Origin of the sequence: Acidovorax sp., assembly GCF_046339755.1 — a bacterium.
Taxonomy (GTDB): domain Bacteria; phylum Pseudomonadota; class Gammaproteobacteria; order Burkholderiales; family Burkholderiaceae_C; genus Acidovorax.
The window spans coordinates 1-15,010 of the sequence record NZ_JBKDTZ010000041.1 but is presented as its reverse complement, the minus strand read 5'-3'; the positions used below and the strand labels follow the sequence as shown (position 1 = coordinate 15,010).

The 15,010-nt window shown below is 67.9% G+C and carries 15 protein-coding genes; 5 read left to right on the top strand and 10 right to left on the bottom strand.

What is annotated here, in order from left to right:
* The 4 genes from ACK59X_RS03490 to ACK59X_RS03475 all read right to left on the bottom strand — a co-directional run.
* A partial coding sequence (locus ACK59X_RS03490) for a helix-turn-helix domain-containing protein (protein WP_409955211.1) occupies window positions 1-198 on the bottom strand: 198 nt, incomplete at its 3' end.
* A gap of 170 nt (window positions 199-368) precedes the next feature.
* Window positions 369-1,484: a PA0069 family radical SAM protein gene (locus ACK59X_RS03485; protein WP_409955213.1), complete on the bottom strand. Its 1,116-nt coding sequence runs from the start codon at window positions 1,482-1,484 to the stop codon at window positions 369-371.
* A gap of 116 nt (window positions 1,485-1,600) precedes the next feature.
* Window positions 1,601-2,602: an IS1595 family transposase gene (locus ACK59X_RS03480; protein WP_409955210.1), complete on the bottom strand. Its 1,002-nt coding sequence runs from the start codon at window positions 2,600-2,602 to the stop codon at window positions 1,601-1,603.
* A gap of 106 nt (window positions 2,603-2,708) precedes the next feature.
* Window positions 2,709-3,578, bottom strand: a complete 870-nt coding sequence (locus ACK59X_RS03475) for a LysR substrate-binding domain-containing protein (protein WP_409955208.1) — start codon at window positions 3,576-3,578, stop codon at window positions 2,709-2,711.
* Window positions 3,579-3,690: 112 nt separating this feature from the next.
* Between ACK59X_RS03475 and ACK59X_RS03470 the strand changes: the two genes are divergently transcribed.
* Window positions 3,691-4,395: a haloacid dehalogenase type II gene (locus ACK59X_RS03470; RefSeq protein ID WP_409955206.1), complete on the top strand. Its 705-nt coding sequence runs from the start codon at window positions 3,691-3,693 to the stop codon at window positions 4,393-4,395.
* Between the two features lie 3 nt (window positions 4,396-4,398).
* Here ACK59X_RS03470 and ACK59X_RS03465 read toward each other — a convergent pair whose 3' ends face one another.
* Both ACK59X_RS03465 and ACK59X_RS03460 read right to left on the bottom strand, forming a co-directional pair.
* Window positions 4,399-5,286 (bottom strand): methylglyoxal synthase, encoded by an 888-nt coding sequence (locus tag ACK59X_RS03465; RefSeq protein WP_409955205.1) that lies wholly within the window; start codon window positions 5,284-5,286, stop codon window positions 4,399-4,401.
* Between the two features lie 44 nt (window positions 5,287-5,330).
* On the bottom strand, window positions 5,331-6,230 hold the full coding sequence (locus ACK59X_RS03460) for a LysR family transcriptional regulator (protein ID WP_409955203.1): 900 nt from the start codon (window positions 6,228-6,230) through the stop codon (window positions 5,331-5,333).
* 94 nt (window positions 6,231-6,324) lie between these two features.
* Between ACK59X_RS03460 and mdlC the strand changes: the two genes are divergently transcribed.
* The 4 genes from mdlC (at window position 6,325) to ACK59X_RS03440 (ending at window position 10,152) form a co-directional block, all read left to right on the top strand.
* On the top strand, window positions 6,325-7,950 hold the full coding sequence (gene mdlC / locus ACK59X_RS03455; RefSeq protein WP_409955201.1) for a benzoylformate decarboxylase: 1,626 nt from the start codon (window positions 6,325-6,327) through the stop codon (window positions 7,948-7,950).
* Between the two features lie 62 nt (window positions 7,951-8,012).
* Window positions 8,013-9,023, top strand: a complete 1,011-nt coding sequence (locus ACK59X_RS03450; protein WP_409955199.1) for a Bug family tripartite tricarboxylate transporter substrate binding protein — start codon at window positions 8,013-8,015, stop codon at window positions 9,021-9,023.
* Between the two features lie 101 nt (window positions 9,024-9,124).
* Window positions 9,125-9,538, top strand: coding sequence for a nucleoside diphosphate kinase regulator (gene rnk, locus ACK59X_RS03445; protein WP_179684095.1), 414 nt, complete (start codon window positions 9,125-9,127; stop codon window positions 9,536-9,538).
* A 209-nt stretch (window positions 9,539-9,747) separates the two neighbouring features.
* A complete protein-coding gene (locus ACK59X_RS03440; RefSeq protein ID WP_409955197.1) occupies window positions 9,748-10,152 on the top strand; it encodes a hypothetical protein in 405 nt (134 codons plus the stop codon).
* 58 nt (window positions 10,153-10,210) lie between these two features.
* Here ACK59X_RS03440 and ACK59X_RS03435 read toward each other — a convergent pair whose 3' ends face one another.
* The 4 genes from ACK59X_RS03435 to ACK59X_RS03420 form a co-directional block, all read right to left on the bottom strand.
* Window positions 10,211-11,329: an acyltransferase family protein gene (locus ACK59X_RS03435; RefSeq protein ID WP_409955195.1), complete on the bottom strand. Its 1,119-nt coding sequence runs from the start codon at window positions 11,327-11,329 to the stop codon at window positions 10,211-10,213.
* 174 nt (window positions 11,330-11,503) lie between these two features.
* Complete coding sequence (locus ACK59X_RS03430) at window positions 11,504-12,457, bottom strand: NAD(P)H-dependent flavin oxidoreductase (RefSeq protein ID WP_409955194.1); 954 nt, start codon at window positions 12,455-12,457, stop codon at window positions 11,504-11,506.
* A 103-nt stretch (window positions 12,458-12,560) separates the two neighbouring features.
* Entirely contained in the window at window positions 12,561-14,351 is a 1,791-nt protein-coding gene (locus ACK59X_RS03425; RefSeq protein WP_409955192.1) for an acyl-CoA dehydrogenase, read from the bottom strand.
* Window positions 14,352-14,431: 80 nt separating this feature from the next.
* Window positions 14,432-15,010, bottom strand: a 579-nt coding sequence (locus ACK59X_RS03420; RefSeq protein ID WP_409955191.1) for an electron transfer flavoprotein subunit alpha/FixB family protein, incomplete at its 5' end; no start/stop codon positions are given.

The following is a 15,010-nucleotide window of genomic DNA, read 5'->3' as shown; positions in this document are numbered from 1 at the left end:
GGGGCTGTGCAACGGGCGGCGGGAGACGTCAGCCAAACCAAGGGAGCCCAGCTGAGCAAAGCGGGCCAGCCACTTGTAGCCCGTCTGGGGGCTGATGCCAAAGCGGCGACATAGCTCGCGCCGGTTGGCGCCCTCCTGGCATGCCAGGGTGATGAATTCTTCGCGAAGGCTCATGGTGTCTCGGGTGCTCCAGGGCATGGTCTTGTCTCCTGGGGCCAATACGACCACAGGTGTCCACCATGTCCTCGCACACCTGTCCACCATGTGTCCGGTCCATACAGCGACGCAAAAGAAGGTGGGTGCGCTGCCGGGCGCACATCCCGGCTCCCACCCTCAAAAAAGAACAGAAGCCACCACAGCCAGCAAATCTAAAACAGGCCCCCCTGGTTCCGGGCAAACCCCGCCCGGTACTGCGTCAAATCCAACTCCGTCCGCTTCCGATTGAGACCCAACTTGCGGCAGGCAGCCGCAAACCGCTGCCGCACCAGATCCGCCCACAACCCCGTCCCCTTCATCCGCGTGGCAAAGTCACTCGCATACACCTTGCCCGCAGCCCGCTGCGCAGGATCGAGGTTGTGCAGATCCTGCACCCGCGCCATCACACGCGCAGCACGCTGCGGGTAGTGCAGCTCCAGCCACTCGCGGAACAGCGGGTCCAGCTCCCAGGGCAGTCGCAGCAGGGTGTAGAAGGCACTGGTCGCGCCGGCCTCGTGCGCGGCCTGCAGCACCTGCTCCATGTCTTCGGTGATGAAGGGGATCTGCGGCGCGACGCTCACGCCCACGGGGATGCCGGCCTCGGCCAGGGTGCGGATGGTGCACAGGCGCCGGTGGGGCGCTGCGGCGCGCGGCTCCATGCGGCGCGCCAGGGTGGCGTCGAGCGTGGTGATGGTCACGTACACGGCTGTCAGGTGCTGCGCGGCCAGGGGGCCAAGCAGGGCGAGGTCGCGCTCCACCCCGGCGGACTTGGTGATGATGGAGAACGGGTGGCGCATGTCGCGCATCACCTCGATCAGGCCGCGCGTGAGTTTCAACTCGCGCTCCACGGGCTGATAGCAGTCGGTGGCCGAGCCGATGTTGATGAGCCGGGGCACGTGGCTCGTCCGGCCCAGCTCGTCGCGCAGCAGTTGGGCGATGTTGTGCTTGGCGACGATCTGGGTCTCGAAGTCGAGCCCCGGGGACATGTTGAGGTAGCTGTGCGTGGGCCGTGCATAGCAGTAGACACAACCGTGCTCGCAGCCCCGGTAGGGGTTGACCGACAGCTCGAAAAAAATATCGGGCGAGTCGTTGGCGCAGAGGGCGCTTTTGGCCGTCTCCAGGTGCACGCGGGTCACCGGCGGCAGGGGTGGTTCGTCGCCCTCTTCGACATGGGCATCGCTCCACCCATCGTCCACCGCCTCGCGCGTGTCGCGCACGAAGCGGTGCGCCAGCGCCGTGGCCGCACCCCGGCCGCGCACGGCCTGCAGCGGGACGCGCACCTCCTGCATCACCTGGGGGGCGTTGTCGTCGTCATCGTCGGGTCGCGGAGGCGGCTTGGGCTTCATGGCTGTACAAATATAAGGGGTATCCACTTAGCTCCAGCGGTACTCCAGATACTGTGTTTTCATCCAGCAATGGTACCCGATTGCACGTCTGCTGTCTTGTGCCCCACCACATCGGAGTAAGTGACCGGTGGCGTCACCACAGCCTGTTGCAGCAAGCGATAAAACAGCATGCCTCGTGAGTTGGAGGTGCGCCGGTTGAAGCGAAACACGAACTCATCGAGATAAGCGTCCAGGTGCTCGGGTTGCACCGATCCATGGTGTGTTCCCAACACCCAGCGCTGTACCAAGGAGGCCGCCCGATGCACTCCTGCCATGGACACATGGGCGGGTACGCCTGAGCCAAGCATGACGGTGCGTTGGTGGTCATATCCCAGCTCTTTCAAGGCCCGATAGGCAGCCGAGCCATCTGTGCGCACCTGCGCTCCAGGCTCTATCACCTCCTGCACGAAGGGAATGACGCAGGCGGCCCAATCGCGCTCAATGCGGCGCAGCCGAATGCGCCCAAATCCCTTGGGCTGAATGATCTCGACGGCCATGGCCACCAGCACCTTGGTAGTACTGCTTTTGCGTCCGGTGGCGGTTATCGGGTCTTTGCGGTCGGTGATCGCCAGGTACGTCTCATCGACCTCGACAAGGCCCTTGAGCCGGTCTCTGCCTGGGCGAACCATGGCGCGTCGAAACCGGTGCAGCATGGTCCAGGCGGTCTGGTAGCTGCCCAGACCCAGAACGCGCTGCAGCCCCAGAGCGCTCACGCCCTGCTTTTGGTTGGTCAGGTACCACGCGGCAGCAAGCCACACCCGCAGTGGCGTGCGCGTCTTGTCGAAAATGGTCCCCGAGGTCACCGAGCCTTGGTACTGGCATGCCCTGCACACCAGGCGGGTGCGACTGGCCCGGTACACATCACCTGCATGGGTGCAGCGCGGACAGACAAAACCATCGGGCCAGCGCAGCCGCTCAAGGAAGGCCAAACACGCCTCCTCGGTGGCAAACCAGTCAAGAAACTCGTTCCAGGTGCGGGGGTAGTCCTGGCCGGGAGAAGGCGCTAGTATCTGGGTTTCCATCCAGTGATTTTGGCATCACTGGAGCTAAGTGGATACCCAGTATAAATATACAGTTTTTTGACAGCTGCCGCTTGCCCTTTACAAGCGCCTGACCGCCGGGCCTGGCTCAGCGCCGCTTGCCCAGTTGCGCCACCAGATAGTCGGCCAGTTGCTGCAAACCCCGGCCCATGGGCATGCCGCGCGGGCCGCCGGCCACCAGTGCCAGCTCGCTGGCAGGCAGGGGCCCGAAGCCGGCCGCGCGGCCCAGGGTGCGGTGTTGTTCTGCCAGCAGCGCCGTGCGCGGCAGCACGCTGATGCCCAGGCCGGCCGCCACCGCTGCCTGTACGGAGGTCAGGCTCTGGCTGCCAAAGGCCTGGCGCCAGGGGCGGCCGGCCTTTTCGAGCTGGCGCACGGCGCGCAGGCGGTAGATGCAGCCCGCGGGGAACAGCACCAGGGGCACGGCGCCATCGGCGTCCGGCGCAAAGTCCGCGCCGGCCGCCCAGACCAGGCGCTCGGGCCAGGCGGCAATGCAGTCGCCGCTGCGGGGTTCGCGCTTCACCAGCGCCAGGTCGATCTCGCCCTGGGCCAGGCGGCGCTGCAGGTCGCTGCTCATGCCGCTCACGGTTTCCAGGCGTGCCCTGGGATGGTCTGCGTTGAAGCCCGCGAGCATGGCGGACATGCGCCGGGCGTCGAAGTCCTCGGGCACACCCAGGCGCAAGGCCACCGCGCCGGGCGTGGCGGCCAGTGCTTCCTCGGCCTCCTGCGCCATGGCCAGCAGGCGGCGGGCGTAGTGCGCCAGCAGTTCGCCCTGCTCGGTGGGCAGCGCCTGCTTGCCGCTGCGGTCGCGCTGCAGCAGCGCGTGTCCCACTCGCTCTTCGAGCTTGGCGATCTGCTGGCTCACGGTGGACTGGGTGCGGTGCACGCGCTCGGCCCCGCGCGTGAAGCTGCCTTCCTCGACAACGCACACCAGGGTTTTCAACAGTTCCAGGTCCAGCATCATGGTTCTCCCATATTCACAAGTCCACTGGCATCGATTTGAACATTTAATTTTCCAATATCACAAGCCTTGCGCATGCTACGCACCTTCACCAAACCATGCGAGCCGAACCATGCCTTTGCAACACACTCCCCGCCCCTTGTGGCTGACCTTCGACTGCTACGGCACCCTCATCCAGTGGGATGAGGGGCTGCAGGACGCCGTGCGCGAACTGCTGGCGCGCAAGGGGGTGGCGGGCACCCCGCCCGAAGCCCTCATTGCGGTGTACGACCGGCACGAGCATGCGTTGGAGCAGACCGTGCCGCACCGCAGCTTCCGCGAGGTATCGGGCGAGGCGCTGCAGCGCACCCTGGCGGAACTGGGCCTGCCCGAATCGCCCGGTGATGCCGGGCTGCTCGCGGGGCGCATCGGCACCATGCCGCCCTTCCCCGAGGTGGTGGAGGCCCTGCGCGCACTCAAGGCCGCGGGCCACCGCCTGGCCATCGTGTCCAACACCGACGACGACATCATTGCCGGCAACGTGGCCCAGCTCGGCGGGCTGATCGACCGCGTGGTCACGGCCCAGCAGGCCGGTGCCTACAAGCCGGACCGCCGGCTCTTCGACCATGCGCACGCGCTGCTGGGTGTGCAGCCAGCCGAGGTGGTGCACATCTGCGCGAGCCCGCACCTGGACCACGCAGCCGCGCGCGATGTGGGTTTTCGCTGCATCTGGGTGGACCGGGGCACGGGGCGCCGGCTGCTGCCCGACTACCGGCCCGATGCCACCGTGCGCGACCTGCGCGGCGTGGTGGACCTGTTCGCCACGCTCGGCTGGTGAGGGCTACGCCCAGGCTGTCGCCCAGGCGTCGGCCATGGCCGGTGTGTGGTAGCAGGCGGCTTCGAAGCTCTGGGTGCAGACGGCGCGCTCGAGCAGCTGGATGTCGGCCTCGTGCTGGCGCGCGACGTGCACATCTTCGAAGAACAGGACCTTGTCGCAGCGTTTGTCGAGCACGAGCTCGGCGATCTGCGCCTCGCCGCCCAGCGGGCCGCTGCGCAGGGGCTGCACCCAGGGCAGGTCGCGCGGCCAGCCGCGGGACCAGGCCATCTCGTTGAGCCGGCCGCCCGTGGTGCCGGTGGCAAAGCGCTCCTTCGTCTGCGATAGCAGGTCGAAGTGGCGGAAGGCGAAGTCCACCATGGCGGACTTCAAGGCATCGTGCGCAATCAGCGCGACGGACTGCTGGTCGATGGAAGGCACCATGGCCGGCGGGCGCTGGCGCAGCGAGGTTCCGGCCTGCAAGGCAGCCTCCACAGCCACCCATTCGACGGCGGCGGCCACGGTGAGCAGCAGGGGCTTGCCGTGCGAGATGCACTGGCGCTTGAGGGCCTGGGCCTCGGGGTACAGCGAAGAGGGATCGAGCGGGTCCAGCAGGTAGATGGCGCCGGCCAGTTCCGGCTCGGCATGCACGCCACCTGCGATGCGCGAGACCACGCGCATCACGCCGCCCTCGCGGCCATAGGGCAGTCGCAGGAGGTGCGGGAAGTGGCTGGCCAGGGCATGTTGTTCGATGGCGTCGGCGCAGCCACCCACGGCGGCGACACCGAGTTGCAGCTCTTTCAGCGCCGAATGCGATGCAGCGGCCCATTGTGCCAAGCCGCCGTCGGCGGTGGAGCGGTGCAGGCGGTGGGCGGCCAGGCCGAAGGTTCTTGGGGGAAGGGTTGTCGTCACCATGTACTCCGAATGCGCATGCCAGTCTAACGCCCGCCTTGGCGGCCCTACTCTTTGCACAGGCCCTCGATCACTGCGCGCAGCCACTGGTTGCCAGGGTCGGCCTCGAAGCGTTTGCTCCAGTGCAGCGACACGGTGAAGTCGCGCAGCGGCAGCGCGGGCTCGATGAGGGTGTAGCCGCCGGCCGCGGCAAAGCCGTGGGCGATGTTGCGCGGCATGACCACGGCCAGGTCGGTGCCGCGCACGATGGAGGGCAGCACCATGAAGTGTTCGGTGGTCAGGCGCAACCGGTCTTCGAGCTGCAGCAGCGCCAGGATGCGCAGCGTGTCCGAGTGCGAGCGCACGGCGACGAATTCGAGCTGGCGCAAATCGTCGAGCAGGGCCGCGCCGCTGCGCCGGCGCTTGGCAAAGGGGTGGCCTTCGCGCAGCAGCACGATGTAGCGGTCGCGCAGCAACTGCACGCGCTGCGTGTCGCGCACGGCGGGCAGGAAGCCGAAGGCGAAGTCGATGCGGCCGCTGTCGAGCAGCGGCGCGATCTGCTCCACCGGCACGGGCAGGGTCTCCAGCCGCACGCCGGGGGCCTGCTGGCGCAGAGCGAGCATCAGATCGGGCAGGAAGCGGCCCTCGCCGATGTCGCTCATGTGGATGCGGAACACCTTGCGCGACTGCAGCGGGTCGAACAGGGTCGACTCGTTGAGCGCTTCTTCGAGCGTGCCCAGGGCGCTGCGCACGGCGTCGGCCAGGCGGTCGGCGCGGGGCGTGGGCTGCACGCCGCCGCCCGCGCGCACGAAGAGCGGGTCCTTGATGAGCAGCCGCAGCCGCGTGAGGGCCTGGCTGGCGGCCGGCTGGGTCAGGTCCATCAGCTCGGCCGCGCGGCTCACGCTGCGCGTGCGGTAGACCGCATCGAACAGGCGCAGCAGGTTGAGGTCGATGTCCTTGATATGCATTGGGCGAATACCGCTTAGTCACTTCATTGTATTGATGGATAGTCTGCCGTCCCCGAAGATCGGTGCTTTCCATCCTCTGCACCGCCCTCTTCCCATGCTCCAGGCCACTGCGCCCCGCGCCACCGATGCCGCCCCCTCTTCCACCGACCTGCGCCCCACCGTGCGCGAGGTCGTGCTCGACCTGCTGCGCGGCTTCGGCATCGACACCATCTTCGGAAACCCGGGTTCGACCGAGCTGCCGCTGTTCCTCGACTTTCCGCAGGACTTCCGCTACGTGCTGGGCCTGCAGGAGGCGGTGGTGGTGGGCATGGCCGACGGCTATGCCCAGGCCACGCACAACGCGGCCTTCGTGAACCTGCATTCGGCAGCGGGCGTGGGCCATGCCATGGGCAACATCTTCACGGCGCACAAGAACCGCACGCCCATGGTGATCACGGCCGGGCAGCAGGCGCGGTCCATCCTGCCGTTCGACCCCTTCCTGTTCTCGGGCCAGGCCACGGAGCTGCCCAAGCCCTATGTGAAGTGGAGCATCGAGCCTGCGCGCGCCGAGGATGTGCCGCTGGCCATTGCCCGCGCCTACTACATCGCCATGCAGCAGCCGCGCGGGCCGGTGCTGGTGTCCATACCGGCCGACGACTGGAGCAAGCCCTGCGAGCCGCTGGCGGCGCGCACCGTGAGCACCGAGAGCCGGCCCGAGCCGCGTGTCCTCGACGCTATCGGCGACGCGCTGGACGCGGCCGAGCGCCCGGTGTTCGTGGTGGGTGCGGCTGCAGACCGCGATGGCGCCTGGGACGATGTGGTGGCCCTGGCCGAGCGGCACAACGCGGCGGTGTGGATAGCGCCCATGTCGGGGCGTTGCGGCTTTCCGCAGGACCACCGGCTCTTCATGGGCCTGCTGCCGGCCATGCGCGAGAAGATCGTGTCCTTGCTCAGCGGGCACGACCTGGTGTTCGCGCTGGGGGCTGCGGCCTTCACCTACCACGTGGAGGGCCATGGCCCGCATGTGCCGCCCGGTGCGCAACTGGTGCAGTTGATCGAAGACCCGGGCACGGCGGCGTGGACGCCCGAGGGCACGTCGGCCGTGGGTGGCGTGCGCCTGGGCGTGCAGGACCTGCTGGCCCGCCCGGCACCGCGCAAGCGCCCTGCCCCGCCGCCGCGCGCCGCACGCCCGCGTGCCGAGCCCTCGGCGCTGATGAGCGTGCACTACGTGATGCAGACCCTGGCGGAGGTGCGCGACGCGCTGTCCGTCGTGGTGGAAGAGGCGCCGAGCTCGCGCGCCGCCATGCATGCCTACTTGCCCATCCTGCACAGCGAGACCTTCTACACCATGTGCAGCGGCGGCCTGGGCTATGCCATGCCGGCGGCCGTGGGTGTGGCCCTGGCGCGGCCCGAGGCCAAGGTCATCGGCCTGCTGGGCGATGGCTCGGCGATGTATTCCATCCAGGCGCTGTGGAGCGCGGCGCAGCTGCAGTTGCCCATCACCTTCATCATCCTCAAGAACCGGCGCTATGCGGCGCTGCAGGAGTTTGCGCCGACCTTCGGCTTTGCGCCCGACGACAAGCTCGAAGGCACGGACCTGCCGGACCTGGATTTCCTGGCGCTGGCGCGCGGCCAGGGCTGCGATGCCGTGCATGTGGCCGATGCCGCGCAACTGCACCAGGTGCTGCGCGATGCGCTGGCGCACCCCCGCCCCATCCTGGTGGAGATCGACGTCGCCTGAGGCACCCGCCCATCCCGTGAAAGACCCGGACCACCGGGCACTCGATTTTTGGAGACATGAGCATGAAGACAACGCACAAGACCGATTCCCCAACCACCCGCCGCCGCCTGGCCGGTGCCCTCGCCCTCGCGGCCCTCGCGGGCACCGCCCTGCTGCCGGCAGGTGCACTGGCCCAGGCCTACCCTGCCAAGCCCATCAAGGTGGTGGTGAACTTCCCGGCGGGCGGCGCGGCCGACCAGATTGCGCGGGCCGTGACGGTGCCGCTGCAAACCGCGCTGGGCCAGCCCGTGGTGGTGGAGAACCGCGGCGGCGCGGGTGGCAACATCGGTGGCGAGGCGGTGGCGAAGTCGCCGGCCGATGGCTACACCCTGCTCATGAGCTCGGGCGGCATGGTCTCGGTGAACCCGCACATCTACCCCAAGATGCCGTTCGATCCGGTGAAGGACCTGGTGCCCGTGGCCGCTGCGGCGCGGGTGCTGGTGTTCCTGGAGGTGCGGCCCACGCTGCCGGTGAACAACGTCAAGGAGTTCCTGGCCTACCTCAAGGCCAACCCGGGCAAGGTGAGCTTCGGCACGCCGGGCAACGGCAGCTCGCCCCACCTGGCCGCCGAGATGCTCAAGAGCCAGGCCAATGTGTTCGCCGTGCACGTGCCCTACCGCGGCGCGGCACCGGCCATGCAGGACCTGCTGGGCGGGCAGGTGGACTTCATGTTCGACCCCGGCATCGGCCTGCAGCACGTGAAAGCCGGCAAGCTGCGCCTGCTGGCCGTGGGCAGCACCAAGCGCTCGCCGCAGTTCCCGGACGTGCCCACGCTGGACGAGATGGGTTTGAAGGGCTTCGACGCCGATACGCTGTTCGGCTTCTATGCGCCCGCCGGCACACCGGCCGAGGTGGTGACCAAGCTCAACCGCGAGATCAACAAGATCCTGGCCACGCCCGCCGTGCTGGAGCGCATTGCGGCCCTGGGCGGCGAGCCCGCGGCCATGTCGCCCAAGGAGTTTCACGACCGGGCGATGAGCGACAGCAAGCGCTTCGGCGCGCTGATCAAGGCGCGCAACATCACGGGAGACTAGGGCGCCCTAAGCCCGCACGGCGCAGTGCGAGATTGCGGGGAATGCCGGCGTTCCGGCCTATAGTCCCGCGCTTTGCAACCACCACTGAGTGAGGTACCGCCATGGCGCGCAAGCCCCAGATCATCCTGTCGTCCCTGGACGTTGACCGCATCGAGGCCCTGCTGGCCGCCATTCCGGCCAGCGTCTTCCCGGGCAAGGCCGATCTGCAGGCCGAGATCGACCGCGCCGAGGTGGTGGCGCCCGAGGAGATCCCGCCGCATGTGGTGACCATGAACTCCACGGTGCAGTTCGCCATCGAAGAGACGGGCAAGGAGTTCTGCCTGACCCTGGTCTACCCACGCGACATGGACGGCAGCGCGGACCGCCTGTCGATCTTCGCGCCCGTGGGCAGCGCCCTGCTGGGCCTGGCGGTGGGCGATGCGCTGGTCTGGCCCGGCCCGGGCGGCAAGCCGATGACGGTGCGTGTGAAGGCCATCCTGTACCAACCGGAAGCGGCGGGCGAACTGCACCGCTGAAACAAAGCTCCCCCTGAGCCGCTTCGCGTCATCCCCCTGAGGGGGACGCCCCCAGCGCGGCGGGGCGGCCCTTGCGCGGGGGCACTGGCCTGGGGCGCGCCGGTTTCATGCGCCGTGATGGTGTCGAGACGCTTTTTGAGTGACGTGGACGGCTGCAAATTGCAACAGTGCTTTGCGGCCCGAGGGGCGAACAGCGACAATCGGTGCCCATGACCGCGCCCCCGCACCTGCCCGATGAACCGAACGCCACGGCAACGGCCCTGCCGGCAGCGCCCGCGTTCGACCCGGATTCCACCACCGCTTTCCAGCAGCGGATGGAGCGCGCGCCCGAATGGTTCTGCTCCTTCCTGGCCGGCAACAGCCGCGAAAAGAGCCGCCTCAAGCGCGAGATGGCGACCATGAAGGGCTCGGTGGCCTGGCTCATGAAGCAGCGCCGCGAGGGCAACTGGACCGCCGAGGAGCGCGAGCAACTGCGCGACGTGATGCGCTCGGCCTCGTCGGTCAGCCCCTACCTGTTCATCTGGGTGATTCCTGGCTCGATGCTGCTGCTGCCCTTCATGGCCTGGTTCCTGGACAAGCAGCGCAAGCGGCGCGAGGGCTTGCCGCCGGTTTGAACCTTGCAGGCGCCCTGGGTTGCAGGGCCCGCAGCGCTCCAGGGGAATGGTCCGAATGCTATGCCCAGTGGCTGCTGATTGCGACCAGCATGCCCGCACCGACCAACCCGGCCTGCCAGCGCAGCGCCATGGACCAGGTGGGCACATGGCGCTCTACGCGCTCGTAGAGCTGCCGCCCCGCCATCAGCGACAGAGCAAAGGCCAACACCATGCCCAGCGCGTTGACCAGCGGCGCCTCGGGGACCAGGTGGCCGACAACGGCGTTGACCAGCAGGCACACGGCGAAGTGCACGAGGAAGACCGAGTACGACATCTGGCCCAGCCGGACCAGCGGCGCCACGCCCGGCCACTGGCGCAGTGGTGCCGAGCGCAGGGCGGCCACCAGCAGCATGGCGGTAGCGAGCGCCAGTGCGATGCGGCCGCGGAACTCCAGGGCCAGCGCCACGCCGCCCAGGGCCAGCATGAGGGCCAGCCAGCCGGCGGGGCGTGGGGACTTCACGGCCCAATAGGCCACCATGCCCAGGCCGTAGGAGCCGAAGAAGTACCAGCCCCACATGTCGAGCGTGCTGTCGCGGTTGAACACCCACAGCGATGCGGCCGTGAGGGCCACCAGCAGGCCTCGGCCGATCACGGGCCCGTGGCGGCGCGCCCAGTTGCCGGGCAGCGAGCGCACGCCGGCCCAGACGAACACGCTGAGCGCGAACAATTGGAAGTCGATGGCCACGTACCAGACGCCGGCCGAGAGGGCGTCCTCGCCCACGATGTCCTGCAGCAGCAGGGCATTGGCGATCAGCTGTGCGAGGGTCGGCTCATCGGGCACGGAGTGGTGGTCCATCCACGGGCGCACCAGTGCCGCCACCAGCACCGCGAGCAGCAGCGCCACCGCATAGGGCACGACCAGGCGCACGAAACGCCGGGTGATCGCCGCGCCGGCGCTGTCGAAGCGCGCCACGCCCTGGGGCGCCAGGCTGGCGGCGGCCAGGTAGCCGCCCAGCACCAGGAACACCTGCACGGCCATGCGGCCATAGTCGTAGAGCCAGGCCATCAGCAGCGGCGCCAGCGGCTGGGCAATGTCGGACATGGGCCCGTAGAAGGCCAGGTGGTGGCAGACGATGGCGGCGCAGGCCAGCCCTTTGACCATATCGATCAGGGGCATGCGGGAGGTGGCGGAAGGCATGGGAGACGGAAGGAACGGAATGGAAAGACCCGCCCGCCGATGCGGGCAAAAACCCCTGATTGTCGCTTGTTACAGAAATTTGCGCTCAGGACCGTTTGCCGGGCGCGGGCGACCTGGGGCGCCCAGAAAGAAAAAGCCCGGGCAAGCCCGGGCGGCAGGGGTTCCGGGCCGAAATCAGAGGGCCAGGCGGACACGGGCGGCCTGGTACTCGCGGCGCAGGCGTGCCACGAGTTCGGCGGTGCTGGTCACGGCGTCGATGGCGCCAATGCCCTGGCCGCAGCCCCAGATGTCCTTCCAGGCCTTCTTGGCGTCGCCGCCGAAGTTCATCTTGCTCGGGTCGGATTCGGGCAGGTTGTCGGGGTCCATGCCGGCGGCGCGGATCGACGGGGACAGGTAGTTGCCGTGCACGCCGGTGAACAGGTTGCTGTAGACGATGTCGTCGGACGTGCCGGCGACGATGGCCTGCTTGTACTCGTCGCTGGCGCGCGCTTCGTGCGTGGCGATGAAGGCCGAGCCGATGTAGCCGAAGTCGGCCCCCATGGCCTGGGCCGCCAGCACCGCATCGCCGCTGGCGATGGCGCCGCTCAATGCGATGGGACCGTCGAACCACTGGCGGATCTCCTGGATCAGCGCGAACGGGCTCTTCACGCCCGCATGGCCGCCGGCACCGGCGGCCACGGCGATCAGGCCGTCGGCGCCCTTCTCGATGGCCTTGTGCGCGAACTTGTTGTTGATGATGTCGTGCAGCACCACGCCGCCCCAGGCGTGCACGGCCTGGTTCACGTCCTCGCGCGCGCCCAGGCTGGTGATGATGATCGGCACCTTGTACTTGGCGCAGACCTGCATGTCGTGCTCCAGGCGGTCGTTGCTCTTGTGCACGATCTGGTTGATGGCAAAGGGCGCGGCCGGCTTGTCGGGGTTGGCCTTGTTGTAGGCGGCCAGCGTCTCGGTGATCTCGGCAAGCCATTCATCCAGCAGCTCGGCGGGACGCGCGTTGAGCGCCGGCATGGAACCCACCACGCCGGCCTTGCACTGCTCGATCACGAGCTTGGGGTTGCTGATGATGAACAGCGGCGAGCCGATGACGGGCAGCGAGAGGTTCTGCAAGGCGGGGGGCAGCTTGGACATGGCAGGTGGGTTCCGGGTTGAAAGGATGGATGGATAAATCAGGTTCTCATGGGGCACCGGGCGCGCGCGCAATGCGCCGGCCCGGTCTGTCTCCCCCTGGTGCTCAGAATGCGTCGAGCGCCAGCTCCGTCACGCTGTTCGCACCTTCGACGATGCTGTCGCGCAGGCCCGGTGCCTTGACCAGGATGTGCTCGGCATAGAACTGCGCCGTGGTGATTTTTGCCTGCATGAAGGCTGCGTCCTGTCCCTTGTGCAACAGCTCCTGCGCCACCAGCAGGCTGCGCGCCAGTTGCCAGCCGGCCACCAGGTTGCCTGCGAGCATGAGGTAGGGCACGCTGCCGGCGAACACGGCGTTGGGCGAGCTCTTGGTGCCACCGGCCACAAAGCCGACCACGTCCAGAAAAGCCTGGCGCGCGGCGCTGAGGCGGCGGGCCACGGCCTTGGCGGCGGGGCTGCCGTTGGCCAGCAGCTCGGCTTCGGTCTTCTCGATCTGCGCGGCAATGCCCTTGGCGGTCTGGCCGCCGTCGCGCGCGGTCTTGCGGCCCACGAGGTCATTGGCCTGGATGGCGGTCGTGCCTTCGTAGATGGTGAGGATCTTGGCGTCGCGGTAGTACTGGGCGGCACCGGTTTCCTCGATGAAGCCCATGCCGCCGTGCACCTGCACGCCCAGGCTGGTGACTTCCAGGCTCATCTCGGTGCTGTAGCCCTTGACCAAGGGCACCATGAATTCATAGAACGCGGCATTTTGCTTGCGCGCCTCGGCATCGGGATGGTGGTGCGCGGCGTCGTACGCGGCGGCAGCCACGGTGGCCATGGCGCGGCAGCCTTCGGTGTAGGCGCGCATGGTCATGAGCATGCGGCGCACATCGGGGTGGTGGATGATGGGTGCGCTGGCGGCGATGGAGCCGTCCACAGGGCGGCTTTGCACGCGGTCCTTGGCATAGCCCACGGCCTTCTGGTAGGCGCGCTCGGCCACGGCGATGCCCTGCACGCCCACGGCGTAGCGCGCGGCGTTCATCATGATGAACATGTATTCCAGGCCGCGGTTCTCCTCGCCCACCAGGTAGCCCACGGCACCGCCGTGGTCACCGAACTGCAGCACGGCCGTGGGGCTGGCCTTGATACCCAGCTTGTGCTCGATGCTCACGCAGTGCGCATCGTTGCGTGCGCCCAGGCTGCCGTCGGTATTGACCATGAACTTGGGCACGACAAACAGGCTGATGCCCTTGACGCCCTCGGGCGCGCCCTGCACCCGGGCCAGCACCAGGTGCACGATGTTGGCGGCCATGTCGTGCTCGCCATAGGTGATGAAGATCTTGGTGCCGAAAACCTTGTAGCTGCCGTCGGCCTGGGGCTCGGCGCGCGTGCGCACCAAGGCCAGGTCGGAGCCGGCCTGGGGCTCGGTGAGGTTCATGGTGCCGGTCCACTCGCCGGTCACCAGCTTTTCAAGGTAGGTGGCCTTGAGCTCGTCGCTGCCGGCCGTGAGCAGCGCCTCGATGGCGCCATCGGTGAGCAGCGGGCACAGCGCGAAGCTCATGTTGGCACTGTTGCACATCTCGATGCAGGCGGCGCCAATGGTCTTGGGCAGGCCCTGGCCACCGAAGTCGGCCGGGTGCTGCAGGCCCTGCCAGCCGCCTTCGCCGTACTGGCGAAAGGCATCCTTGAAGCCCGGGGTGGTGGTGACCACGCCGTCCTTCCAGCTCGAGGGGTTCTTGTCACCCTCGAAATTCAGCGGAGCCAGCACGCCCTCATTGAACTTGGCGCACTCTTCGAGCACGGCCTGGGCAGTATCGAGGCCCGCGTCTTCAAAGCCGGGAATCTGTGCGATCTGTTCGATGTTGGCCAGGTGCTTGATGTCGAACAGCATGTCCTTGACGGGGGCGGTGTAGCTCATGGATGTCTCCGGGAAAATTCTCAAAAAAAAGGCACCGCAAGCGATGCCTTTGTCTGGCAGGTTGGTGCCGTCAGGCCGCCTTACAGCGCCTTGACCAGCTCCGGCACGGCCGTGAACAGATCCGCCTCCAGCCCATAGTCGGCCACACTGAAGATCGGCGCCTCCGGGTCCTTGTTGATCGCCACGATCACCTTGGAGTCCTTCATGCCCGCCAGATGCTGGATGGCCCCGGAGATCCCGGCCGCCACATACAGCTGCGGCGCCACGATCTTGCCCGTCTGGCCCACTTGCCAGTCGTTCGGGGCGTACCCGGCATCCACCGCGGCGCGGCTGGCGCCCAGGGCAGCACCGAGCTTGTCGGCCAGCGGGGTCATCACTTCGTCGAACTTTTCCTTGCTGCCCAAGGCCCGGCCACCGGAGACGATGATCTTGGCAGCGGTGAGTTCCGGGCGGTCGCTCTTGGCGATCTCGCTGCCCACGAAGCTGCTCTTGCCAGCATCCGCCGTAGCGGTGGCGGCTTCGGTGGCTGCGCTGCCACCAGTGGCTGCTGCCGGGTCAAAGCCCGTGGTGCGCACGGTGATGACCTTGGTGGCGTCCTGGCTCTGCACGGTGGCAATGGCGTTGCCCGCGTAGATGGGGCGCTCGAAGGTGTCGGGGGA